Origin of the sequence: Shimazuella alba (assembly GCF_009831235.1) — a bacterium.
Taxonomy (GTDB): Bacteria; Bacillota; Bacilli; order Thermoactinomycetales; family Thermoactinomycetaceae; genus Shimazuella; species Shimazuella alba.
In genome coordinates this window covers 212,067-235,498 of the sequence record NZ_WUUL01000005.1, presented here as the reverse complement: position 1 = coordinate 235,498, position 23,432 = coordinate 212,067, and the positions used below count along the sequence as shown (strand labels likewise).

28 protein-coding genes are annotated in these 23,432 nt (G+C 40.6%); 15 read left to right on the top strand and 13 right to left on the bottom strand.

Annotation, left to right across the window (positions count from 1 at the left end):
* The first annotated feature begins 26 nt into the window (after window positions 1-26).
* The 3 genes from GSM42_RS09690 to GSM42_RS09680 all read left to right on the top strand — a co-directional run bounded on the left by GSM42_RS09690 (window position 27) and on the right by GSM42_RS09680 (window position 2,652).
* Window positions 27-602, top strand: coding sequence for an NAD(P)H oxidoreductase (locus GSM42_RS09690; RefSeq protein WP_160801338.1), 576 nt, complete (start codon window positions 27-29; stop codon window positions 600-602).
* A 68-nt stretch (window positions 603-670) separates the two neighbouring features.
* Complete coding sequence (locus GSM42_RS09685) at window positions 671-1,915, top strand: Glu/Leu/Phe/Val family dehydrogenase (protein ID WP_160801337.1); 1,245 nt, start codon at window positions 671-673, stop codon at window positions 1,913-1,915.
* Window positions 1,916-2,301: 386 nt separating this feature from the next.
* On the top strand, window positions 2,302-2,652 hold the full coding sequence (locus GSM42_RS09680; protein ID WP_160801336.1) for a hypothetical protein: 351 nt from the start codon (window positions 2,302-2,304) through the stop codon (window positions 2,650-2,652).
* Window positions 2,653-2,772: 120 nt separating this feature from the next.
* On the opposite strand, the gene GSM42_RS09675 is transcribed toward GSM42_RS09680, so the two are convergent.
* Both GSM42_RS09675 and GSM42_RS09670 read right to left on the bottom strand, forming a co-directional pair.
* Complete coding sequence (locus tag GSM42_RS09675; RefSeq protein ID WP_160801335.1) at window positions 2,773-3,153, bottom strand: hypothetical protein; 381 nt, start codon at window positions 3,151-3,153, stop codon at window positions 2,773-2,775.
* Window positions 3,154-3,289: 136 nt separating this feature from the next.
* Window positions 3,290-3,667: a hypothetical protein gene (locus GSM42_RS09670; RefSeq protein ID WP_160801334.1), complete on the bottom strand. Its 378-nt coding sequence runs from the start codon at window positions 3,665-3,667 to the stop codon at window positions 3,290-3,292.
* A gap of 182 nt (window positions 3,668-3,849) precedes the next feature.
* Here GSM42_RS09670 and tnpB point away from each other — a divergent pair, with 182 nt between their 5' ends.
* Window positions 3,850-4,959: an IS200/IS605 family element RNA-guided endonuclease TnpB gene (gene tnpB, locus GSM42_RS09665; protein WP_160801333.1), complete on the top strand. Its 1,110-nt coding sequence runs from the start codon at window positions 3,850-3,852 to the stop codon at window positions 4,957-4,959.
* A gap of 101 nt (window positions 4,960-5,060) precedes the next feature.
* Here the strand turns inward: tnpB and GSM42_RS09660 are convergent, their stop codons facing one another.
* Together GSM42_RS09660 and GSM42_RS09655 are read right to left on the bottom strand one after the other, a co-directional pair.
* Window positions 5,061-6,263, bottom strand: a complete 1,203-nt coding sequence (locus tag GSM42_RS09660; protein ID WP_160801332.1) for an aminotransferase class I/II-fold pyridoxal phosphate-dependent enzyme — start codon at window positions 6,261-6,263, stop codon at window positions 5,061-5,063.
* Window positions 6,264-6,286: 23 nt separating this feature from the next.
* A complete protein-coding gene (locus tag GSM42_RS09655; protein ID WP_160801331.1) occupies window positions 6,287-6,775 on the bottom strand; it encodes an Lrp/AsnC family transcriptional regulator in 489 nt (162 codons plus the stop codon).
* 239 nt (window positions 6,776-7,014) lie between these two features.
* Here GSM42_RS09655 and GSM42_RS09650 point away from each other — a divergent pair, with 239 nt between their 5' ends.
* Both GSM42_RS09650 and GSM42_RS09645 read left to right on the top strand, forming a co-directional pair.
* Window positions 7,015-7,137: a hypothetical protein gene (locus tag GSM42_RS09650; protein ID WP_160801330.1), complete on the top strand. Its 123-nt coding sequence runs from the start codon at window positions 7,015-7,017 to the stop codon at window positions 7,135-7,137.
* Window positions 7,138-7,655: 518 nt separating this feature from the next.
* Window positions 7,656-7,838, top strand: coding sequence for a zinc ribbon domain-containing protein (locus GSM42_RS09645; RefSeq protein ID WP_160801329.1), 183 nt, complete (start codon window positions 7,656-7,658; stop codon window positions 7,836-7,838).
* 181 nt (window positions 7,839-8,019) lie between these two features.
* Here the strand turns inward: GSM42_RS09645 and GSM42_RS09640 are convergent, their stop codons facing one another.
* On the bottom strand, window positions 8,020-8,943 hold the full coding sequence (locus GSM42_RS09640) for a proline dehydrogenase family protein (protein WP_160801328.1): 924 nt from the start codon (window positions 8,941-8,943) through the stop codon (window positions 8,020-8,022).
* Between the two features lie 168 nt (window positions 8,944-9,111).
* On the opposite strand from GSM42_RS09640, the gene pruA reads away from it, so the two are divergent.
* Complete coding sequence (gene pruA, locus GSM42_RS09635) at window positions 9,112-10,656, top strand: L-glutamate gamma-semialdehyde dehydrogenase (protein ID WP_160801327.1); 1,545 nt, start codon at window positions 9,112-9,114, stop codon at window positions 10,654-10,656.
* Between the two features lie 78 nt (window positions 10,657-10,734).
* On the opposite strand, the gene GSM42_RS09630 is transcribed toward pruA, so the two are convergent.
* The 5 genes from GSM42_RS09630 to GSM42_RS09610 form a co-directional block, all read right to left on the bottom strand.
* Window positions 10,735-11,052, bottom strand: a complete 318-nt coding sequence (locus tag GSM42_RS09630) for a hypothetical protein (RefSeq protein ID WP_160801326.1) — start codon at window positions 11,050-11,052, stop codon at window positions 10,735-10,737.
* 221 nt (window positions 11,053-11,273) lie between these two features.
* Window positions 11,274-11,534: a hypothetical protein gene (locus GSM42_RS09625; protein WP_160801325.1), complete on the bottom strand. Its 261-nt coding sequence runs from the start codon at window positions 11,532-11,534 to the stop codon at window positions 11,274-11,276.
* Window positions 11,535-11,584: 50 nt separating this feature from the next.
* Window positions 11,585-12,376 carry a LamG domain-containing protein gene (locus tag GSM42_RS09620; protein WP_160801324.1) on the bottom strand — a complete coding sequence of 264 codons (792 nt, stop codon included), beginning with the start codon at window positions 12,374-12,376 and terminating at the stop codon, window positions 11,585-11,587.
* Between the two features lie 95 nt (window positions 12,377-12,471).
* Window positions 12,472-13,521 carry a sensor histidine kinase gene (locus GSM42_RS09615; protein ID WP_160801323.1) on the bottom strand — a complete coding sequence of 350 codons (1,050 nt, stop codon included), beginning with the start codon at window positions 13,519-13,521 and terminating at the stop codon, window positions 12,472-12,474.
* On the bottom strand, window positions 13,514-14,194 hold the full coding sequence (locus tag GSM42_RS09610) for a response regulator transcription factor (protein WP_160801322.1): 681 nt from the start codon (window positions 14,192-14,194) through the stop codon (window positions 13,514-13,516). Before GSM42_RS09610 ends, GSM42_RS09615 begins: the two co-directional genes overlap by 8 nt.
* Window positions 14,195-14,522: 328 nt before the next feature.
* On the opposite strand from GSM42_RS09610, the gene GSM42_RS09605 reads away from it, so the two are divergent.
* Window positions 14,523-15,125 carry a hypothetical protein gene (locus GSM42_RS09605; RefSeq protein WP_160801321.1) on the top strand — a complete coding sequence of 201 codons (603 nt, stop codon included), beginning with the start codon at window positions 14,523-14,525 and terminating at the stop codon, window positions 15,123-15,125.
* A gap of 379 nt (window positions 15,126-15,504) precedes the next feature.
* On the top strand, window positions 15,505-15,693 hold the full coding sequence (locus GSM42_RS09600; RefSeq protein WP_028777887.1) for a twin-arginine translocase TatA/TatE family subunit: 189 nt from the start codon (window positions 15,505-15,507) through the stop codon (window positions 15,691-15,693).
* Window positions 15,694-15,974: 281 nt separating this feature from the next.
* Here the strand turns inward: GSM42_RS09600 and GSM42_RS09595 are convergent, their stop codons facing one another.
* Together GSM42_RS09595 and GSM42_RS09590 are read right to left on the bottom strand one after the other, a co-directional pair.
* Complete coding sequence (locus tag GSM42_RS09595) at window positions 15,975-16,268, bottom strand: hypothetical protein (protein WP_160801320.1); 294 nt, start codon at window positions 16,266-16,268, stop codon at window positions 15,975-15,977.
* Between the two features lie 151 nt (window positions 16,269-16,419).
* Window positions 16,420-17,229 (bottom strand): HAD family hydrolase, encoded by an 810-nt coding sequence (locus tag GSM42_RS09590; RefSeq protein ID WP_160801319.1) that lies wholly within the window; start codon window positions 17,227-17,229, stop codon window positions 16,420-16,422.
* Between the two features lie 125 nt (window positions 17,230-17,354).
* Between GSM42_RS09590 and GSM42_RS09585 the strand changes: the two genes are divergently transcribed.
* Entirely contained in the window at window positions 17,355-18,305 is a 951-nt protein-coding gene (locus tag GSM42_RS09585) for an MBL fold metallo-hydrolase (protein ID WP_160801318.1), read from the top strand.
* A gap of 87 nt (window positions 18,306-18,392) precedes the next feature.
* Here the strand turns inward: GSM42_RS09585 and GSM42_RS09580 are convergent, their stop codons facing one another.
* On the bottom strand, window positions 18,393-18,761 hold the full coding sequence (locus tag GSM42_RS09580) for a hypothetical protein (protein WP_160801317.1): 369 nt from the start codon (window positions 18,759-18,761) through the stop codon (window positions 18,393-18,395).
* 223 nt (window positions 18,762-18,984) lie between these two features.
* Here GSM42_RS09580 and gatC point away from each other — a divergent pair, with 223 nt between their 5' ends.
* The 5 genes from gatC to GSM42_RS09555 all read left to right on the top strand — a co-directional run bounded on the left by gatC (window position 18,985) and on the right by GSM42_RS09555 (window position 23,426).
* The gene (gatC, locus tag GSM42_RS09575; protein WP_160801316.1) at window positions 18,985-19,275 is read left to right on the top strand and encodes an Asp-tRNA(Asn)/Glu-tRNA(Gln) amidotransferase subunit GatC; all 291 of its coding nucleotides are present in this window, start codon (window positions 18,985-18,987) and stop codon (window positions 19,273-19,275) included.
* Between the two features lie 12 nt (window positions 19,276-19,287).
* Window positions 19,288-20,736, top strand: coding sequence for an Asp-tRNA(Asn)/Glu-tRNA(Gln) amidotransferase subunit GatA (gene gatA / locus GSM42_RS09570; RefSeq protein WP_160801315.1), 1,449 nt, complete (start codon window positions 19,288-19,290; stop codon window positions 20,734-20,736).
* Window positions 20,733-22,160 (top strand): Asp-tRNA(Asn)/Glu-tRNA(Gln) amidotransferase subunit GatB, encoded by a 1,428-nt coding sequence (gene gatB, locus GSM42_RS09565; RefSeq protein WP_160801314.1) that lies wholly within the window; start codon window positions 20,733-20,735, stop codon window positions 22,158-22,160. The genes gatA and gatB overlap by 4 nt, the downstream gene beginning before the upstream one ends.
* Before the next feature lie 214 nt (window positions 22,161-22,374).
* Window positions 22,375-22,680, top strand: coding sequence for a hypothetical protein (locus tag GSM42_RS09560; RefSeq protein WP_160801313.1), 306 nt, complete (start codon window positions 22,375-22,377; stop codon window positions 22,678-22,680).
* On the top strand, window positions 22,677-23,426 hold the full coding sequence (locus tag GSM42_RS09555) for a sirohydrochlorin chelatase (RefSeq protein WP_160801312.1): 750 nt from the start codon (window positions 22,677-22,679) through the stop codon (window positions 23,424-23,426). Before GSM42_RS09560 ends, GSM42_RS09555 begins: the two co-directional genes overlap by 4 nt.
* Window positions 23,427-23,432 lie beyond the last annotated feature (6 nt).

Below are 23,432 nucleotides of genomic sequence, written 5' to 3'. Positions count from 1 at the left end.
AAATAAACAGAAAGCAGGGAGTAAGAATGAAAGTGTTGACAGTTGTTTCTCACCCAAGAAAAAATTCCTTAACGTTTGCAGTTGCAGAGCGTTTTGAACAAGGTTTAAAAGATGCAGGACATGAGTCAGAGATAGTAGATCTTCATGGAATCGGATTTGATCCCGTATTACGAGAGGCTGATGAACCTGATTGGTCCAAGATCGAACAAAAATATTCTCCTGAAGTAGAAAGAGAAATCGCTAGGATGAAGAAACATGATGCTCTTGCCTATATTTTTCCACTTTGGTGGTATAGTATGCCAGCTATGTTAAGAGGATATATTGAAAAAGTATGGAACTATGGGTTTGCATATGGTACGAGCAAACTTCATCATGAGCGTGTTTTGTGGCTAACATTAGCAGGAGCCACAGCCAAAGATTTAGAAAAAAGAAGTTACGATAAAATGATTGAACATTATCAAAATGTGGGACTCGCTAATTACGCTGGGATCATGAATTCAAAAGTGGCATATTTATATGATACTTTGAGTCCGAACCCAAAACATATTCAAAGTTTGCTAGATCAAGCTTACCAATATGGATATAATTATGCTAAATTTTAATATAATATAAAAAATAGAACAAAAATAAATAGTACTGCTGAAAAATTCAATAGAAAGAGGAATATTTAATGGCACAGCAAAGTAACCCATTTCTAACAGCACAACAACAAATTGAAACAGCAGCACAGTTTTTAGGCCTTGAGCAGCATGTGATAGAGATTTTAAAGCGTCCTATGCGAGTATTAAAAGTTACCTTTCCTGTGAAAATGGATGACGGATCAATTCGTGTCTTTGATGGATTTCGTTCTCAACATAATGATGCAATGGGACCGACAAAAGGAGGAATTCGTTTTCATCCTGATGTGAACGAAGATGAAGTAAAAGCATTATCGATGTGGATGACGTTTAAATCAGGAGTTGTCGGATTACCTCTTGGTGGTGGGAAAGGAGGAGTGATTGTAGACCCTCGAACGTTGAGCAAAAATGAATTAGAGCAAGTGAGTAGAAGATTTTTTGAAGCGATTGCTCAAATCATTGGTCCAGATAAAGATATACCTGCACCAGACGTATATACCAATCCACAGATCATGGGTTGGATGATGGATACCTATAGTAGATTAAAAGGCTCCTATAGTCCAGGTGTTATTACTGGAAAGCCTCTGAGCATTGGTGGATCCAAAGGACGGGGTGAAGCTACAGCACAAGGCGTTGTATTTACGGTTATAGAGGCAATGAAACAACTCAGTAAGCCATTAAAAAATGCAACTATAGCCATTCAAGGATTTGGTAATGCTGGACGTAATGTGGCTAAACTGTTATCTGAGTTAGGGAGCAAAGTTGTTGCTATAAGTGACTCGAAAGGAGCAGTTTATGATCAAAATGGGCTAGAAGTAGATCGGATCATGAAATTGAAAGATGTAGGAAACATTCTAGATTATGGGTCAGAGTATCAAATTGATTCTCATGAGTTGCTCGAACTGGATGTTGATATTTTAGTGCCAGCCGCCTTAGAAAATGTGATTACATTGGATAATGCTGATCGAATTCAAGCAAAGATCATAGCAGAAGCAGCAAATGGTCCAACCTTACCTGAAGCGGATAAAGTTTTATTTGAAAAAGGTATATTGGTGATACCTGATATATTAGCAAATGCTGGTGGAGTTACTGTTTCTTATTTTGAAGGTGTACAAAATGCCATGAATTACTACTGGAGCGAAGAAGAAGTTAAATCCAAATTAGAAACGATCATGGTCGATGCTTATCATCAAGTTAGTGAAATCGCAAAGAAATATCAAACGGATTTACGTACCGCTGCTTATATCAAATCGATTAAGCGAGTGGAAGAAGCGATGGTTGCTAGAGGCTGGGTTTAAACAGATTGGGGCTGGGCACTTGGAGAGTGCTCAGCCCTTTCATTTCGAAGGAAAACGAAACTTAAACATAATGTAAACTTTAAGAATATTGTATTTAAGATAGTTTACGTGAATTTTTTAGAAAGAATAAAGGAGAAGGTAAAGCTCAATGGTACGATAAGTATTTAATAAAAAGAAGAATCATTTACAGAATGGTTCTAAAAAGCGAGATTTGTACCATCTGCATTAGATAAACAAGCATGAGAAGAGATGTTTTACATCTTCCAAGAAGCAGCGGAGTTGGAACATTCTATAAAATACGCTAGGACAAAAGTAACAATCGTATTCAAAATAGTAAGGAATTGATACAATAAAAATACATCACCTAAGGTCCGATGGAGGACATCATGAACGAGCGGACGAATGACGAAGCCAAGTGCCAAGACGCATGGGAGCAGATCAAGAAGATCCGCGAAACCATGCTCCAGCAGTGTGAGAAGGCGGTACGGGATGCTACATCCAGCTACCGTCAGCTGATGGAGGCATCTCGAGCTATGACGGAAGCAGATCGGCTCGAAGAGGCCCATGCTGCTGCTATGCTGGCGTATGACATCGCTGGTGCTCTCGAGTGGCTGGAGAGTGCGTTGAGGGGCGTCAATGATGACTTCACGCAGGAGGGACACGTCAAGACAGCCTACTCCGCGTACAAGGACCTGAAGCCCCACCTCTCTTTGGTGGATGAGGTCCTCGGCTCCTAAGTGTTCCCTTAGGGGATAGGGGTAGTGCATATTGCACTGCCCCGCTCCAATTTCGGAATCATTGACTTTTGATAAATAGGTGACCGGACTCTCTTTGTAAGAGTCCGGTCATTTTCATGATTATGAGAAGTGGTGTGTATCGATCTGAACACAAGTTTTCAGTCGATCAAACTCTGGAAGAAACTTTTCTCCCTTAAAGAAGAAAAAGGTCTCTGTTCGACCATCGGTGATGATTTGGAAGTATTTCTGTCCCCTCTGAACCAAGAAAGTCTGATTGTTGCGGAGGTTAAAAGAGACATATGAATCTTCTTCGCTATGATCAATTGCTACATATGCCTGGGAACAAGTAATCTTTCTATCTGTCCACTCAGGAGTCTGATTTGTTACAGGCTCTATGGTAATGCGAAGAGGCCCATAGGAACCAATAAAGCTGATGCCACTTCGGTTCTTCTCTTTATAACCACGCTTTACGGGCTTCTCCAGTTTCCAAACAGAAGACATTTTTTCTCCTTACGTGTGGTTGACCACTATATTATACCGAAGTAGAGAATGATTGAACATTATTTTGCTATCCACTAGTTATAAGTATAAAAAAGCAGGAGACCAGGCGACTACCTGGTCTCTTTTGAGCTAACTCTTAATCCAGTTGATCATGAACGGTTACTTGCTTCCTCAGTCGTTTCGAATCCGGGATGAAAGTCCCATTTGAAAGGTAGCAGAAAGCTTTCTTTCGTCCCTTGGTCTCGATCTGGAAGAAGTTCTGTCCCCTTCGGATGGAGAATACCTGATCTTCATCAAGTTCAAAATGCACCATCTGCTCTTTATCTGCATTTGGCGCAGTATAATCGATGAATACAAATGCTCCTCGTGCATGAACAACATTCTCTGTCCAATGCACCTGATCACGAGAGGATACTTCCAGAGTGATTTTCATCGATCCATGGAAACCGATATATGCGTAGAGCTTTCCTTTTTCAGTTGAGAATTCTTCCGTCTTCTGAATAAGCCAATTCATGATTCTCCTATAGAAGCTCAAATTTTCTTTTTCTAGCTTTTATTATATCATTGCGAGCGAGAAAACCCACGGTAGGGGTAGTGGGATGAAAGCAAGCTGGGAGGATAATTTTTGAATATGCTTGACAAAAAACAAACATACGATCTATAATGTTCGCAAAATTCCAACTAGGAGGTGATCTCATGCATAAAGCATTTTCCTACCGTCTTCGACCAACCAAAACACAAGCAATGCTGATCCGCAAATCCATCGGCTGTAGCCGTTTTGTGTTTAACTATTTTCTTGGTGAATGGAACAAAATGTATCAAGAAACGGGGAAAGGGCTACGTGCCCTGACCGAGAAAAAGCGGGAATTAACGTGGTTGAAAGAAGTGGATTCTACCTCCCTACAAAACACCCTCCAACATCTTGCTGATGCATTTCAGCGCTTTTTTCGAAAACAAAACGATGCTCCCCGTTTCAAAAGCAGAAAAAATCGATTGCAAGCGTATACAAGTCAGTGTAACTATCCCAAAAATAGCAGACCGACCATCGAAATAGATGGAAACAAGATCAAATTGCCAAAATTAGGATGGGTAAAGTTTGTCCCATCCAGAGAGATAAGTGGCCGTATTTTGTCTGTCACGATCCGTCGTACCAGGACGGGAAAATACAACATATCCATCCTTTGTGAGGGATGTTACTTGCGATCCGTCCCCGCGAGAAAAGAAGCCATTGGCATCGATTTAGGACTGAAAGACTTTGCCATTTTCGATGATGGAACGAAAAGGAAGCCAAATCGATTTTTTCGCCACTATGAACAAAAGCTAGCAAAACTGCAACGAACAATGTCACGAAGAAAAAAAGATGGCTCCAACTGGCACAAAGCTCGTATCAAAGTCGCCCGCATCCATGAAAAAATCACCCATGCCCGCCATGATTTTTTACATAAACTATCCACGAAACTGATGAACGAAAACCAAGTCATCAGTATCGAACATTTACAAGTGAAAAACATGGTGAAAAATCATAAGTTGGCGAAATCGATCACCGATGCTTCGTGGTCGGAGTTTGTTTTGATGTTGGAATACAAAGCGAAGGAATATGGAAGAAAATTGGTGAAAGTAGGAAAATCCTTTCCCTCCAGCCAGCTTTGTTCGTGTTGTGGTCATCGAAACAAAGAAGTGAAGCAGCTACAGCTACGAGCATGGATTTGCCCCAATTGCAACGAGCACCATGACCGAGATATTAATGCTGCAAAGAACATTTTGCAAGAAGGTAGAAGGTTACTTGCCGTGGGGCTCACGGTTTAAGCTTGGTAAACTTCCTTGGAGTACCGAGGATTACCCAAGAATCCCACGGCTAAAGCCGTGGGGAGTTGTCAAACAAAAAAAAGACCTGTACAGGTCTTTTTTCATCCTAATCGCAGAAGATCATCTGCATTTTTTTCTCTTTTCCTATCAACAAATCGCGTCATCCGCTTCATCGCTTCTCCCAACCTCTCCAAAGAAGTAGCATAGGAACAGCGAATATGTTCTGTACCACTTGGACCAAATACACCCCCAGGAACAACAGCTACTCCTTCTTCCAATAACAGTTGTTCTGCAAATGTCTCTGCATCAAGTCCTGTAGAAGCGATGGACGGGAAGGCATAGAAAGCCCCTTCAGGATTCATGCAAATTAAGCCCATTTCTGTTAACGAGTGAACGACAAAGCGGCGTCTGCGATCATACTGCTGCATCATGTTGTTGCATTCCTGTATGCCGTTTTGAAGAGCCTCAAGAGCAGCTATTTGACTCATGCGAGGAGCGCATAGCGCAGTGTATTGATGAATTTTTAGCATCCCTTTCCAGAGAACTTCTGGAGCTGCGATATAGCCAATTCGCCAGCCAGTCATGGCAAATGATTTGGAAAAACCATTGATTAAAATCGTATGATCTTTCATTCCATCAAAAGAAGCGATGGAAACATGTTTCTTTCCACCATAGGTAAGCTCTGCATAGATTTCATCGGAAATAACAATTAACTCATGTTTTTTGACGAATTCTACGATTGGAGCATAATCTTCTGCGGTCATGATGGCACCTGTTGGATTATTAGGAAAACAAATGATGAGTGCTTTGGTTTTTGGTGTTACTCTTCGTTCTAAATCTTCCACTCGCAGTTTGAATCCTTCACTGGCATGTGTCGCTACAGGTACAGGAATCCCACCTGCTAAGACAACACATGGTTCATAAGAGACATAGGACGGCTCTACAACCAATACTTCGTCCCCTGGACATATAAGAGCACGCAAAGCGAGATCAATCGCTTCACTTCCTCCAAACGTCGTGATGAGTTCTGTTTCAGCTCGGTATTTTAAGTGGAATTGTTTTTCTAAGTATGCCGATATAGCGGTTAAAAGTTCAGGTAAACCTTGGTTAGATGTGTAACTAGTTGGACCATGTTCTAAGGATTCGGTCACAGCTTTTCGAATATGATATGGAGTCACAAAATCAGGTTCTCCTACCCCAAGAGATATAGCATCGGGGATTTGAGTTACCAAATCAAAAAAACGACGAATTCCAGATGGAGCCATATCTCTTACAATCGGAGATAGTTTCGACTCTAAATCCATGTCAACACAACCTTCTTCCATAGTTAAGGAGCAATATGCAATCGGTTATCTGGCCCTTCCGTGTCAAGGAGTACATTTGCTTCTTTGAATTTTTTTAAGATAAAGTGCGTTCGGGTATTAACGACAAAATCAAGAGGGGCAAGTTTTTCGGTTACAAATCGACCAACAGCTTCGAGTGAATCCACTTCCAATGAGATGGATAGATCATATGCTCCAGACATCAGATAGACATTCACTACTTCTTCATACATAGCTATTCGTTTAGCGATCACATCAAAACCATAAGATTGTTGAGGAGTAACTTGCACATCAATGAGTGCACGAACTCTTTGCTTCCCGATTTTTTTCCAATCTATCACACATTGATAAGCAATGATAGCTTGATTTTTTTCCAATGTATCAATGGTTTCTTGTACAATATCAATCGGTTGGTTTACGATATGGGAGATTTGTTCCATCGTGAGTCGAGCATTCTCGGATAAAATGGATAGGATTTCTTCTTGCAGTTCCATTTCCTTTGCCCCTTTCGTAATTCACGGTAAACTGCGAAGCTTTATTGGTCTTGTTTCTATCAATCTCGCCTCCGAAAGAGTACTCCCACTTCAAGCATTAGCTAAGTGGGTGGTGAATGTCGGTTCGGAGTTAGCCGAAAGGAATTTGCACCGGAATATTTCCTTTTTTTGTTTCCATGTGTATCATCAGCCTTAAAAACTAGAAAGGAGAAAGCACCAAGCATTCCGTTTTTTTTCGTTTGTATCCAACAAAAAAACAAGCCATTTCCATCCATAAGTTCAATCACTTCTTAGCAAAATGGAACGATACTTACAGGAAACGGGGAAAGGGTTCACCTATTCGATTTGCGCCAAGCTTCTAATTTGAAACAACAGTTTCATTGGCTAGAAGAAGCAGATGCCTATGCGTTGCAATCCTCTTTACGGAATGTTGATGATGCTTTTCTTCGTTTCTTCCAAAAGCAGAACGAGGCCCCTCATTTCAAAAAGAAGCGGAACTTACTCCAATCTTACACTACCAAGATCGAAAAGAAAAATTAATTACCAGTAGGGGGTATCAAGGGAAATAAGATGAAACTCCCGAAGCTGGGCTTGGGTAAAGTTTGTCAAGTCGAAGGTAGTAGAAGGGCGTATTCTCTCTGCCACTGTTCGCCGTACGCCATCAGGAAAATATTTTTTTTCGGTTCTTTGTGAGAAGAACTATTGTCCTTATCTTCCAGTGGGAAAGAGAAAGCGATCGGAATCGACTTAGGATGAAAGCATTTCGCCATCCTTTCGAATGGAGAAATAATACGCTCCCAGATACTACCGAAGATATCAATGCATCCTGGTTTGAGGTTTGTTTCCATGCTTGAATACAAGACACAATGGTTGAACGCTAGTGAAGGTCGGGAAGGCCAACGCTGCTTCCGTTGTGGAATGCAAAAACAAAGCGGTAAAGGATCTCCAATGGAGAGAATGGACGTACCCAGCACGGAGTGTTTCTCATAATCGAGATATCAACGCAGCTATGAATATTTTGCAAGAAGGTTTGCGAATAATCGCTGTAGGGACTACCGTTTGAGCTTGGTTCACTTCCTTGAGGTACTAAGAATTATCCAATAATTCCTATTTCTAAGCGTTAGCGTAGGTGAAGGGAGGGTTTCAAGTAATATAAAAAAAGAGCACATTTGGGCTCTTTTTCCTAAATATGATGAAGGTTATCATTTTATAAGCTATATCAGTCAATCGTTAGGATGGTTTCTTCACTTTTTAAATAAATTTTTAAGGATAAACAAAGCATTTGCAGGTCTTTCTGCGAGACGTCTCGTGAAATAGGGGTACCATTCTTTACCGAACGGTGTATAAACTCTCACTTTGTAGCCCTCTGCTACCAACTTTCTTGCAAGATCACTTCTGATTCCATATAGCATTTGAAATTCGTAGAGATGATCCGCTATGTTGTTCTCTTTGATCCAAGCAAGTAAAGGATGAATCATATTCTCATCATGCGTAGCAATGGCTGTATAGGCACCATTGGAAAGATGTTGTTTTACTAATGCGATAAACTGATCATCAACATCTTTTTTTGCTGGAAATGCCACTTCTTTTGGTTCTTTGTATGCGCCTTTTACAATTCGAAGGTTCACCCCTTGCTTCCCAAGCTTCTCTACATCTGCTTTTGATCGGTAGAGGTAAGATTGGATGACGATACCAATGACAGCGCTTCCAAATTCGGATAAGAGGCTTTGGAAAATTTCCATTGTTACATCAATACGTGGAGTATCCTCCATATCGATTCGTAAAAAATTATTTGTTTCGTTTGCTTTGGCAGTAATTTTTCTCATATTTTCTAAGCAAAAGGAAGAATCTATATCTAAACCAAGTTGTGTCAACTTAACGGAAACATTTGTTTTGATTAATCCTGCTTGGGAAATGGCTGCATAGGTATCGATCGCTATACGAGTTGCTTCCGACGCTTCTTGCTTGGAGGTGATGCTTTCCCCTAAATGATCGAGGGTTACCCATAAGTTTTGCTCATTGAGTTCTTTTGTCCGTTTGATGGCTTCTTCTAGCGTAACACCAGCAATAAAACGTCCAGCGCCCAGTTTTAAGCCGTATTTGCTAGCAATAGAGCGAACAACTCGATTGGCAGCAAGCGATAATACAATTTTTCTTGTAATTGACATATGTCTACACCTACTTATGAATTTATCACAAATAAAGTTTAATTTATTGTTATTATTATACAAATTATACGAGAAATAGACAATGAAGTGGTGTGAATGATTGTTTTTCGTGTTTTGGTGCGTTACAATTTTATCGAGATATAAAAAAATGTAGGAGGAAGTATATCGATGATTCCATTTCGCAATGAACCGTTTACTGATTTCTCCCAAAAAGAAAACCGCAAAGCATTTGAGGATGCTTTAGATAAGGTGAGATCGCAACTTGGTAAAGAATACGATCTTATTATCGGCGGAAAACATATCAAAACTGAGAACAAAGTGGACTCCATTAATCCTTCGAATACAAAGCAAGTAATTGGTGTGGTAAACGAAGCGGATGAGAAACTAGCAGAACATGCCATGCAAACCGCAGTAGATGCTTTTGCATGGTGGAAACATGTGGAACCAGCGGCGCGTGCCAGTGTACTGTTTAAAGCAGCAGCTATTCTTCGACGCAAAAAGCATGAGTTTTCTGCTTGGATGGTCTTGGAAGCAGGGAAAAGCTGGCCGGAAGCAGATGGTGACACCGCGGAAGCGATTGATTTCATGGAGTTTTATGGTAGAGAAATGCTTCGTCTCAGCGAACGTCAACCTGTAACTCCATTGGTGGGAGAGCAGAATGAACTAGTCTATCTGCCAATTGGTGTTGGAGCAGTTATTCCTCCATGGAACTTCCCGCTTGCCATTACGGTTGGGATGACGACATCTGCCATTGTTGCAGGGAACACAGTTGTGTTAAAACCAGCTACTCCAACAAATGTAATCGCTTATCAATTTGTGAAGATTTTGGAGGAAGCAGGTCTGCCAGCAGGAGTTGTGAATTATGTTCCAGGACCAGGTCCAGTTGTGGGTGAGTATTTTGTTCAACATCCAATGACTCGTTTTATTTCCTTCACCGGTTCTAGGGAAGTAGGACTTCGTATCAATGAAAAAGCAGCGAAAACAGCCCCAGGACAAAAATGGATCAAACGAGTAGTTGCAGAGATGGGCGGAAAAGATTCGATCGTGGTAGATGAAGATGCTGATATTGATCTAGCAGCGGATTCTATTGTGAAGTCTGCATTTGGATTTGCAGGGCAAAAATGTTCTGCATGTTCCAGAGCGATTGTTCATCAAAATGTATATGATGAATTACTAGCAAAAGTAACAGAGAAAACAAAGAGCTTAAAACTTGGAGAAGCAGACGATATCACGATTGACCTCGGTCCTGTTGTAGATGACAAGGCATATAACAAAATTCTGGAATACATCGAGATAGGTAAAAAAGAGGGGCGCCTTGTAGCTGGTGGAGAAAAAGGAGATGATAGTGGATATTTTATTCAGCCTACTGTTATTGCTGATGTTGATCCACAAGCTCGTATTTCTCAAGAAGAAATTTTTGGACCAGTACTCGCATTTATCAAGGCGGATAGTTTTGATCATGCACTTGAAATTGCCAATAATACCGAATTTGGTTTGACTGGTGCAGTGATTTGTCGCGATCGTCTCAAATTGGAAAAAGCACGCAAAGAGTTCCATGTTGGAAACCTTTACTTTAACCGCAAATGTACTGGTGCATTGGTTGGTGTTCATCCATTTGGTGGATTTAATATGTCTGGTACAGACTCCAAAGCTGGTGGACGTGACTACCTCTTGTTATTCTTGCAAGCACAATCTATTTCAGAAGCATTATAGGAATTACAACCTCCATTCGCAAGAGCGAGTGGGGGTTTTTTTGGTGATGGACAACTTCGTATGCCATCACCATTTTTCTCAGTTGCAAAATAGGGTATGAGCGAGATAGGGAAGAACAATCTCTAGCATTTGTTTGGAATACACACCAAACAACTTTTTGTTTTTTTTCATCCTTTTCGCATCCACAATCACAATCTGAACCCAAGATGTATGGTTCTGTTGATCCTTTGTAAGGATAAAGTGGCGCAGGAAGCAGTAGTCCTTTACACGAGATTCTAGAGCAATAATGGTATCTTCATGCAAATCTCCATGACGACGGAAATGAGAAATATCTTTTTTTATTTGTTGTACTGTCTCATCGATCGTCGAAAGGACTTGGACAATGGAGATATTCATTCTACTCCTTCAAAAAGGTAATGAATCAGTTATATGAATTATTATACATCATTACGAATAAAAATAAAATCACAGCTTGGTTGTCTGCTGTATTTTTCCAACAATTTGTTGGAAAATGGAAAAAGCCCCTGTAAAGGAGCTTTGCATTGTTTATGGGAGGATGCGACTTTTCGAGTTATCGATTTATCACATCCATCCTACTAGAGTAGGCCCCCATAAATTTATCTACAGTGCCTAGCGAAGAAGTAGATCAGAGCAGCGACTACTGGGTGGTAATCCAACTTGAGTGGATCACCGTTGCGAACCCGAGCAATCTCAGCTTCGATCTGTTCTTGGTAGTCGCAAAAGAGAAGGCATCCTCCATCCGCAAATTCTGCCAAGATTTTGATCTGTTGCTTCACTTCGTGCTCAAACACTTGGTGGTCGAGCCATGCGATAGCTGCTTTGGCTTCTTCGATGGTTTCAACAGCCTGGATGATCATGGGATCCTCTTCTGTAGTAGGAATATTAGTATTATACTGTAATATTTGTATTATCGAAATACTTGAATGGAATCAATCAAATAATCGATAGATTGATCCCCTTTTGGTGCTCGATTGTCGCTGCTTACAGATAAATTGGCAATCATGTATGCAGACCAATTTGCACCTACTCCTGTTTGATCAGACCAAACCGCTTGTAAATCGTCTTTAGTGGTACCAACATACCATGTGTTATTATTTACTCCTAATTTCACACCAATATAAATCCATTTTCCTGATCCTATGAGGGTTTTATTTTCATAATAGTGGACAGCGGGATTAACATGATTGGTAAACTCCAAAAGGTGAGGCTTGTCCGAATGCCATTCAAAAGCATCTATTTCATTTCCTCCGTCTTTCCACGTCCAAAATCCAGGCCATGCGCCAACATTTCCAGTAGGAAGTTTTACATGTGTGAGCATAAAGTCTCCTGGTTTCACAAGAAACTGATTTCCTCCAGAATCACAAGAATCACCTGTAGTGAGGAGACCTGTATTCCAAGAACCATCTTGATTTTTGGTAGCTTTGATATGCAAGTTACCATCTAAGATTTTCATAGCATCAGTAGTCAAATTATCATATTTGTTATTTTTGGGATTTCTCGTGCAAAATTCGTATGCTCCTGTTTTCCATCCCCACTTTTTATTTTCACCGACTTGGAGGTCTTGAAAGTCTTCGCTGAAAACGATTTCACCTTTGGTTGGATTATCCTCTACAGCTCCTGTCCATTGTGGTTGAATGCAGAGACTGGTAAGAAAAGCAATGCTTGCAAGGGACATCCTACTAAATTTTTTTTCTGTCATCTAACTCCTCCTTCTCCAATACTTAAAATCATTGTAAAGCATTGGAACCCAAAAAGTTTTGTCTATATAGCAAAAAAAGGTATTTCTAGTATCTTTTATCGCTTGCTGTATCGAGAAGGAATGGAGATAGATATTTTCGTTCCTTTTCCTATTTTACTCTTCACTTCAATGGTTCCGTGGTGTAAGTCAACGATTTTTTTTACGATTGAAAGCCCAAGTCCGCTTCCAGCTTCGTTTCGATTGCGAGATTTATCTCCTTTGTAAAATCGCTCAAAAATGTGGAGTTGATCTTTAGGCGATATACCTGCACCTGTATCTTCGAATTGGATAATCGCATTATCACCCACTAGTTCCAAGCTGATCGTGATAGTCCCATGTTCGTTGGTAAACTTCATGCTATTATGCAAAAGGTTTGTCCATACTTGATTGAGTAAATCTTCATCTGCTGTAATTTCTACCTCCGATAGGATAGGTTCTACTGTCATATTTTTTGCCAACCATTGAGGTTCGTTAACCAAAATGATTTGTTGCAGTTGTTTATCCAATCGGTATGGTTTTGCAGTAAAGGGATGATCGGATTCTAAAGAGGTTAATTTCATTAGATTATCGCTCAATTTTGATAGACGGATGCTTTCTGTTATGATGATTTCGATATAATGACTGCGTTGGCTTTGTGTAATATCATCATTTTGTAAAGCTCGCGCAAACCCTCGAATAGAAGTGAGTGGGGACTGAATCTCATGCGAAACATTGGAGATAAACGCTTGTCTCATCGTCTCCATTTCATTCAATTCCTCTGCCATATTGTTAATACTCGTTGCAATCGTAGCAAATGGATGTCCTTTATTAACTCGATCAAGATTTAATTTTACTTTGAAGTTGCCTTTGCTAATTTGTTTGATGGCATCCACAATGATATGAAAAACATCGTCACGATGAGAGTGAAAAAGCTTTCCGATAAGATAAATGGTGGATATCATCAGTAAAAAACCAAGTACGCCGACGAGGAGATCTTTAACATACTCATTCGTTACGATTCCCAATATGGGGAATAAAAGATTTACCAACCAATATGCAATAGACCAGAAAAGGACAACAATACTAATACCTGTGATACTGCCAAGTAGTTTTTTGCCTTTAGACATTTTTTGCTACCTCTAAGCGATACCCCAATCCTCGAACAGTACGGATAGCGAATCCAAATCGTCCTTCTGGAAACCGTTCGCGTAGACGTTTGACATGCACATCGACTGTTCGTTCATCTCCATTGAAATCATATCCCCAAATACGCTCAATCAAGTGTTCTCTCGTAAGGGTTCTGTTGGGGTAATTAGCAAATTCGAATAAGAGTTCAAATTCTTTGAGTGGGATAGAAATAGGGGATTGGTTGTAAAAGATTTCATGCCGAGAACGATCCAAGAGTATCTCTCCTAGATTTACACGGTTCGAGGAGATGATTTGATACCGCCGGAGCAATGCTTTTACCCGCATGATGAGTTCTTCTGTTTCAAATGGTTTTGTTAAGTAATCATCTGTTCCAACTCTAAATCCTTTGACTTTATCAGTTGTCTCTCCTTTCGCTGTGAGCATCAGGATAGGGAAATCATAAAACTTTCTCAGTTCCAAGCATAGTTCCCATCCATCCATTTGAGGCATCATGATATCTAAAATAACCATATCTATCTGAATAATATCTAGCTGTTGCAGTGCGTCTTTTCCATTAATGGCTTCATATACATCGAATCCTTCTTGTTTTAAAAAGATGCTAATAACTTCGCGGATATGATCATCATCATCCACTACTAAAATACGAGCCATCTTGAACTCTCCTTTCCGTTTCCAATCTTAAGTTAAGTATAGAGGATCTGTATGAATAGAAGATGAACAAACACCCACATGCCTATTAAGCTAAAGGAAATATAGTAATAGACCAACTAGGCTACTATTATGATAAGTAGAACAATAGAAAGAATCATTAGAACAAATGTTTTTCTGTGATTTGTTAACAAAAAAGCATTTTCTGTGGTACTCATCTAATTTATCAGTGTTCTTTATCTTTTCATTTATTAAATATTTGTTCTTCTTATATGCAATGGTAAAATAAAAAGCAAGTCAACAAGTCCAGTCCTACCGAAAGGTATCTAACGTGACCGACAACCAGAACACCTACCAGCTTCATTCGATCGTGGGCGCCGTCTGGTACAACCTCGTGATCCTGCTCGGTCAGGACATCTCGCGCGAGGAGTTCATCAAGCAGCTCAGCTTCATCAAGAAGCACAACTTCGACGACCGCAACAAGCCGTCGGACAACGACCTGGCCATCTTCGCGAACCTGGAGCAGCGTCTTCAGACCAGTGAACCCAACGAGCTTCCCAGCTTCGAGCTGCTGAAGCAGATCAGTGCCTTCAAGGCTCGCCTGAAGCAGTTCGAGTTCGAATGGATCGGACAGGCGGACCTGATCGACACTGCACTCCGAGCGTTCGAGGGGAATGTCGAGTGCTACCTCTCTCCGCTGTACGGAGGGAAGGAGATCCGTGAGTTCCGCTTCCCGAGCTGGCTCAAGGGTCAGGATTTCTTCCAGCAGGGGATGTTCGCACTTCACGAGGACTCCCGTCCCCAGCGTGAGCTGATTGACAAGTGTGAGCAGCTCTGGATGGAACTGCTTGACCTGTGGCTGAAGCTTGATCTTTCCCAGCAGGTGAGGGATGAGGTCGAGGCGTTCCGCAAGATCGTCAAGCCCACCGTGTAGGTGTGAGGGTGCATCAGGAAAACAGTATCCTGATGTGCCCGCCGATAATAACTTTTTTCTATAGATAAAGATTGGCATGAAGATGGGAAATTCGATACAGTACGCAGTGGTATTACTCCAAAAAGAGTCACCATAGATTTTCATCAAACGGATCACAAAATAGTCTCCCAAACGAAAAAACATGCTATTCTTTCTTTGCATCAAAAAAGGAAAGGATGGCTTGTTTTTGTGAAGCCGACCACAATTAGAAGAAGAACTTCATTTGTTTTACAAACGTCGAATAGACAATTCCATAAACGGATGTAAGATTTTCCGTATTGGTTTTTGTGTCTTTGGTAGTATAATATAAAATGGTTAGCAAAGCAGAGGAGGGAAAAAGATGGGCATAAATGGTTTTGAATGGATTCTCATCGTGATCGTCGCACTCCTCCTTTTCGGTCCAAAAAAACTACCAGAGCTCGGCAAAGCAGTCGGTAAAAGCTTTCGTGAGTTCAAAAATGGCATGAGTGGCGTTTTGGATGACGAAGAGAAGAAAGTTACGAAAAGCGAAGCGAACAAAGGAAATTAATTTATTAAGATATGAAAAGGAACATCTCCAAGTGGAAAGAGATGTTCCTTTTCTTGTTTGGTGAATACCTTGTCCATACCAAAAATTTTTCATTGTAATTGCAATTCAGTTTGGTAGTGTTCTTATGACTTTATCTATACTATTGTTCGCTTAGAGCATTCGGAAATATAGAAAAATGATTCATTATGATCATGCAATTTTTGAAACAATGGAAAGTGGGGTGCCAGAGCTCACTTACGTAAGATCTGGCGTAATGCCCCATCAGGGAAGCTGCTGCTTCACTAGCGATCCTCGGGCATGTCCATCTGTTCGATGATGTCAACCGCATCATTGACATTGTAGGAGCCGTGATCATGAACGTAGTCCACGATCTTCACGAATGCATCGTTGATCTTTCCTTCGCCGAACAGAGCAACGATCGCACGCAGTTTCTGCACGCGCTCATCGTCTTCACCCCAGCCAGCGAACTGGAGGTCATTAAGTTCTGCTCGGATGAGGGACTTGATGTCCTGGACATCCCGAGTGTCACAGGACGGGTCGCCGGACTTGGTCGAGTATACCAGGCTGCTGCTCATGAGAGCTTCCCTTCACCTAACGGGACATCATTTCATTCATTATATCCTAAGCTTCTGATAAATTTCACCTAATTGTATTCAATGAAAGAAGATTAGAATTCGACTATTTTCCTTTTCTGAATCCTAATCTTTTTTATGAACGATAAGCCTATTATTTTTGTTGTAGTGTAAGGTTTTCATTATATTTTAATACCCAGTCGACTGCTTCTGAAACATGGTCGACCACATGCTTCCCTACTTGTTTGACGGAAGGTTTTGCCACACTCATCACGAAGTTGTGAGGGATGACTTGGAACATGGGGATATCGTTTTCGGAGTCTCCAATACAAGCTACTTCGGAAATATCGATTCCAAGGTGTTTAGCCAGGTGACCAATGCCATTGCCTTTGTTAACTCCTAATGGCATGACATCCAAGCAGTGGGGAGCGGAGATAAATACGTCGATTTGTCCAGGGAATGTTTTGAGCATCAATTGTTTCAACTGCTGTAGTTCAGGTCCTTCCCCTAAGTAGCAAAATTTACTAGGCAAAAAGTCGGTTCCTATGCGCTTTTCGATCGTTGGATCAAGTTCTAAATGGATCGAAACTTGTTCGGATTTTCTTTCGATAAACGAGTTTTTTTCGGAGATGTACATATGGCGTGCTGTCCCAATAAAGCAATAAACTCCAGCTTCCTTGCCCACTTGATGGATTCGTTTGGCTAATTCGGGTTCAAAGTAGCCGTCGTAAATTTTTTCTCCTGTATTCAAATAAATAAACGCACCATTTTGACAGATTTGATGGAAATCACCAGGTACGTTTTTGATCACATGATCTATTTCTACTTCGTTGCGACCTGAAGCAACAGCAACTTGCACACCGAATTGTTGAAGTTTTTCGAGTGCATCCAAATTGTGTTGATCAATTTGTTTTTCATGGTTCAATAAGGTATCGTCTAGATCAGTGGCAAATAGGCGTATCATAGAATCTTCCTTTCCGAAGATCAAGCTAGTTATTTTATTTTTGAATAATTTGTGATATATTTATTCGCTTCCCTATGCTATTTTAGAATAAGTTAGGATTTCTTGCAAAAGGAGTATATGTCAAAATGGAAATAATAGGTTGGATACTCCTCGTTATTGTAGGTTTGTGTCTGCTTAGTGTAGTTCTTTTCCTGTTTATGCGTTGGCGATACAGTGCAAAAGTTAGCTTTAAAAAACCATTTCAATATTTGGAACCCTCCACCTGGAGTTCCGATAGAGTAACAGTCGGTTGGATAGGTCATTCTACGGTTCTCATCAATTTATATGGATATCGTATTTTGACTGATCCAGTCTTTGGACATAAAGTCGGCGTCTCCCTTGGGTTTTATCAGATGGGTCTTGCAAGACATATCGCACCCGCACTGCGCTTGGAAGATATCGGGCCAGTTGATTTAATTTTGTTGTCTCATGGTCATATGGATCATTTTGACATGCCAACCTTAAAACGAATCGCAAATAAAAATACAAAAGTCATCACAGCTAGTGGGACTTCTGGTTTGTTAAAACGCCTGCCTTTTACGGAAGTGAGGGAACTAAGCGGGAAAGAAACCTTAACGATAGATGAAAATGTAACCATCCAAGCTGTACCTGTAAAGCATTGGGGAAATCGTTTCCCTTGGAATCACAGTTATGGTTTTACTGGTTATTTGATAGAACGAAACAATACACGTATTTTCTTCCCTGGAGATACTGCTTATACACCAGATTTTTCCTGGCTTGCGGAAAAAGGCGAAATAGACTTAGCATTTATGCCAATTGGAGCTTATTCTCCAGATGCTTTTCAACGACATCATTGTACTCCAGAACAAGCATGGCAGATGTTTTTGGATACTGGAGCGAAATTATTGATTCCGATACACTGGAATACCTTTGTATTATCGCAAGAACCAGTGGAAGAACCATTGCAACGGTTATTAAAGGCAGCTGGTGAGGAAAAAGATCGAATTGTTTTAACTGAACATGGGCAGATTTTTACGTTGGAGAGTAAGGACGTAGTAGTTTCTTCTCAAAAATAGATTCACAGATTACGCACCCGGACATAGAAATGTGTCCGGGTGTTTTGCATCCTAGTAATTTTTCCCTAGGACATTTATTCAGTTGTTTCATTCATCTACCTTCGGAGCAGTTACACGCTCGGCTTGCTTATATGCCTTGTTGAATGCCTTGAGCGCGGTTTCATAGTCTCCCTCACCTTCAAGAAAATTCATGTATGCTCGAAGGGCCTTAATTGCCGTCAGAGGAAGCTGCACCTGCTTGGTATTTGTGTCTATCTGGGAGTACTCCCAGAGCAGGCGGAACAGATCGCTCAGAAGGATTTGTTCCTTTCCGATCTGAGCTCCGAGATTCCCTATCTCTCCAGGACTGGAGCGGAACTTCTCCAGGAGCTTAGAAGAGAGCCTGATCTGTCCTCCTTTCGGTGTCTGACGGACGATGGCGAAGATTTCCTCCATGAGGTTTTCTAATGGGATCATGATGAGACCTTTCTGAAAGAGATGGACAACTTATATATATTGTAATAAAAAGATGGAAGAAAATGAAATTAATTAATTATTAAGATACATCTGGTATGATGACATCATCTATTAATAAAACATTAGAGTAACCTTCTTCCAAACAAACCTACTTCAAAACTATAAATCTGACCATTGCTTATGCTATACTGGAGGCAATGTTTACATATTGGGGTGAACGGATATGAGTATAAATCGCGCGCAAGTAGAGCATGTGGCGAAACTTGCTCGATTGTCGTTGTCAGAAGAAGAAAAAACACAATTTACAAGTCAATTAAATGATATTCTGCAATTTGCAGAGAAATTAAATGAGCTAGATACGGATAATGTAGAGCCAACCAGCCATATTTATCCGATTGTGAATGTGATGCGTGAAGATACCGTGAAACCATCACTTGATAGAAAAAAAGTTTTACTCAATGCACCTGATCAAAAAGATGGTTCATTCCGCGTACCTGCGGTGTTTGAAGAATAGGAGGAAAATCGATTGTCCATACGTGAAATACATCGTCAATTAGCAAAAAAAGAACGGACAGTAAGTGAAATAGTAGAAGATTCTCTAACGAGAATCAAGGAAGTACAACCAGAAATAGGTTCTTTTCTTGCTATCAATGAAGAGGGCGCTAGGAAAAAAGCAAAGGAACTTGAGCAAAAGCTAAATACCAGCTCAGAGAGAGGCTTACTTGCAGCGATTCCAGCAGGTGTGAAAGATAACCTCTGCACAGAAGGTATAACCACTACTTGCGCAAGCCAATTGCTTTCAAACTATCAACCTATCTATAACGCAACAGTAGTAGAAAAATTGCTTTCCTCAGATGCGATTATCATGGGAAAAACCAACATGGATGAATTTGCGATGGGATCATCGAATGAAAATTCTAGTTTTCATCCTGTGAAAAATCCGTGGGATATAACCCGTGTTCCTGGGGGTTCAAGTGGGGGATCAGCAGCCGCAGTTGCAACAGGAGCAGTAACTTTTGCACTGGGATCAGATACAGGTGGTTCTATTCGCCAGCCTGCTGCCTTTTGTGGAGTTGTTGGATTAAAACCTACATATGGACGTGTATCTCGTTTTGGTTTGGTTGCTTTTGCATCTTCATTGGATCAAGTGGGACCAGTGACCCAAACTGTTGAAGATGCTGCTTATGTTCTGCAAACTATCGCTGGACATGACGAGTCGGACTCAACTTCAGTTGCAAAAGAAGTACCCGATTATCTTTCCGCATTAACAGGGGAAATCAAAGGGCTAAAAGTAGCCGTTCCTCGTGAGATGTTGGGAGATGGAATTGATCCAGCAGTAAGAGAACAGATTGAAAAAGCAGTGAAACAACTAGAAGAGTTAGGTGCACATATCTCCGAAGTATCTCTACCAAACTTGGAATATGCAGTGGCCACTTATTACATACTTGCTCCAGCAGAAGCTTCTTCTAACCTAGCTCGCTTTGATGGTATTCGTTATGGGGTGCGTCAAGGAAAAAACCTTTTGGATATCTACGAACAGTCCAGAAGCAATGGATTTGGTCCAGAAGTAAAACGCCGTATCATGCTTGGTACTTATGCTCTTAGTTCTGGTTACTATGATGCTTACTATGTAAAAGCACAAAAAGCTCGTACGCTGATCAAACAAGATTTCGATCATATTTTTGCTAACCATGATGTAATCGTAGGACCTACAGCACCAACCACTGCATATCGTATCGGAGAAAAAATATCTGATCCATTGACGATGTATCTCGATGATCTTTGTACGATTCCGATCAACTTAGCTGGATTACCAGCAATCAGTGTACCAGCAGGGCTAGCAAACGGACTTCCTGTTGGATTGCAAATTATCGGTAAGGCCTTTGCAGAAGAGACTGTCCTTCGTGTTGCTCATGCTTATGAACAATCAGCTGGGACGCTTGCAATACCTGCACTAGGAGGAGTTAAAGCATGAGCAAGTATGAAACAGTAATCGGATTGGAAGTACACGTAGAGCTTGCTACCAACACCAAAATATTTTGCGGATGTTCAACTTCTTTTGGAGCTCCGCCAAATACGCAGACATGTCCCGTTTGCTTGGGGCATCCTGGTGTCCTGCCAGTGTTAAATAAACAAGCGGTAAACTTCGCGATGAAAGCTGCTATGGCGCTCAATTGCCAAGTTGCAGAGAACACCAAATTTGACCGGAAAAATTACTTCTATCCAGATTCGCCAAAAGCATATCAAATTTCCCAGTTTGATCAACCAATTGGAGAACATGGCTGGATTGATATTGAAGTGGATGGAGAAACAAAGCGAATTGGTATCACTCGTCTTCATTTGGAAGAAGATGCTGGAAAGTTAAATCACGATGGAGATTCCTCGCTTGTTGATTTTAACCGTGTGGGTGTACCGTTAATCGAGATCGTGTCTGAACCAGATTTGCGTTCTCCAAAAGAGGCAAAAGCATACTTAGAAAAGATCAAGTCGATCATTCAATACACTGGCGTTTCCGATGTGAAAATGGAAGAAGGATCCTTGCGTTGTGATGCAAACATCAGCCTGCGGTTGGTTGGTGCAGACAAATTTGGCACAAAAACCGAGTTGAAAAATTTAAACTCTTTCCGTAACGTAGAGCGTGCATTGGAATTTGAAGAAGTTCGTCAAGCGGAAGTCTTAGATGATGGGGAAAAAGTAATTCAACAAACCCTTCGTTGGTCTGAAGAACTAAATACCATTAAAATCATGCGATCCAAGGAAGAAGCTCATGATTATCGTTATTTCCCAGAGCCAGACTTGGTGCGCTTGCAAATTGATGAAGCATGGAAACAAGAAATCAAAGCACAGCTTCCTGAACTTCCAGATAAGCGAGTAGCTCGATACCAAAGTGAATTCGGGCTTCCAGCTTATGATGCAGGAGTACTTACTTCGAGTCGTGCATTGGCTGATTTCTTTGAGGATACAGTTTCAAAAGGTGCAGATCCAAAATTAGCATCCAATTGGCTGCTCTCAGAAGTATTGGGTTATCTAAATAGCAACGGATTGGAACTAAAAGATACACCATTATCTTCTGGTCATTTAGCTGAGATGATTACCTTGATCCAAAAAGGAACCATTAGCAGTAAAATTGCAAAAGATGTCCTCAAGGAAATCCTAACTACAGGTAAGAGACCTTCTGCTATTGTAGAAGAAAAAGGCTGGGTTCAAATCAGTGATGAAGGTGCTATCAAGACAGCAGTTGTCGATGTATTGACAGCAAATCCAGCTATTGTAGAAGAATTAAAAAGTGGTAAAGATAAAGTACTCGGATTTTTAGTTGGACAAGTGATGAAAGCAACAAAAGGAAAAGCAAATCCACAATTAGTGAACCAATTGATTCGTGAAGAGGTTGGTCAATAAAATGATTGTCCGATAAACTCTGAGAATGAATTTGTTTGTTTTAAGGCTCGTTCCAGATGGGACGAGTTTTTTCTGAGTACCATATGGATGGAAATTTGCAGTTGAACCAAGTACATGAAATAGGAAGAGAAAAGCGGACAATGAAACAGGGGAATGTTAGCCAATTTCGTATTTCTTCCGAAGATAATAAGGGAAACTGAGGAGAAGAGAATTATTGGTATACTTGTTATTTACATTAATTGGAGTTTACTTTTTGTTCGTTGACCCAGCTATTGCCATCATCTTATTCATTATGTCTATTTATCATCTGTTTGGTTGGATGAAGCTCAGAGGTGAGCGATTTTCGGAGAAAGCCTATCTTATATTTTTGGTTATATTGGTTGCAAATGCACTCTTTGCTTTCTCCTTGCATGGTATTGTCTTTACTCTCTTAGGTTTGTTGACGATTTTATACGCTGTATCTATATGGCTTTCCTATCAAGAATCCAAAATTGAGGAAAGGGAGGATGACGAAGAATGAAACAGCAAGGTGTATTGATCATTTCACATGGATCTAGTAATGAAAACTGGGTTAAGCAAGTAGATGATTGTATCAATAAGGTACAAGTACCAGTTCCGATTATCGTTAGCTTTCTAGAGATGGTAGAAAATCGTACGATTGCTCATGGTATTCATCAACTGGAGAAAATGGGTGTAACAGATATTATAGCAGTACCACTTTTTGTATCTTCTGGGAGTACACATATAGAAGAGATCAGTTATCTATTAGGATTACAACCAAATCCACGTATCGAAATGGACGAAGAACCGATCAAACATACCGCTTTCATAAAACTTCTATCTCCAATGAACGATCACCCGCTTATTGTAGAAATATTGGTAGAACGGGTAAAATCATTGTCACAAAATCTAGCAGATGAGCATGTATTATTAGTTGGTCATGGTAGTGATCTTCCTTGGTTCCAAACAGAATGGGAGAGAGTAGCTGACCAAATTGCTTCCCAGTTACAAACTAGACTGTCTGCGAGATCGATCTCCTATGCATTTACATTACCAGATAACTTACGAGTTCGTTTAGAAGAAGCTAGTAATCAAGGCACCGTTATTCTCTTGCCACTTTTTTTGAGTGAAGGATATTTCACAAACAAGAAAGTACCAGGTCGTTTGGAAGGTCTGTCTTATATCTATGATGGAAAAGCATATTTACCACATCCCAATGTTTCCCGTTGGATTGAATCTGTTGCTTTAGAAAATTTATCTACATAGGAGCTA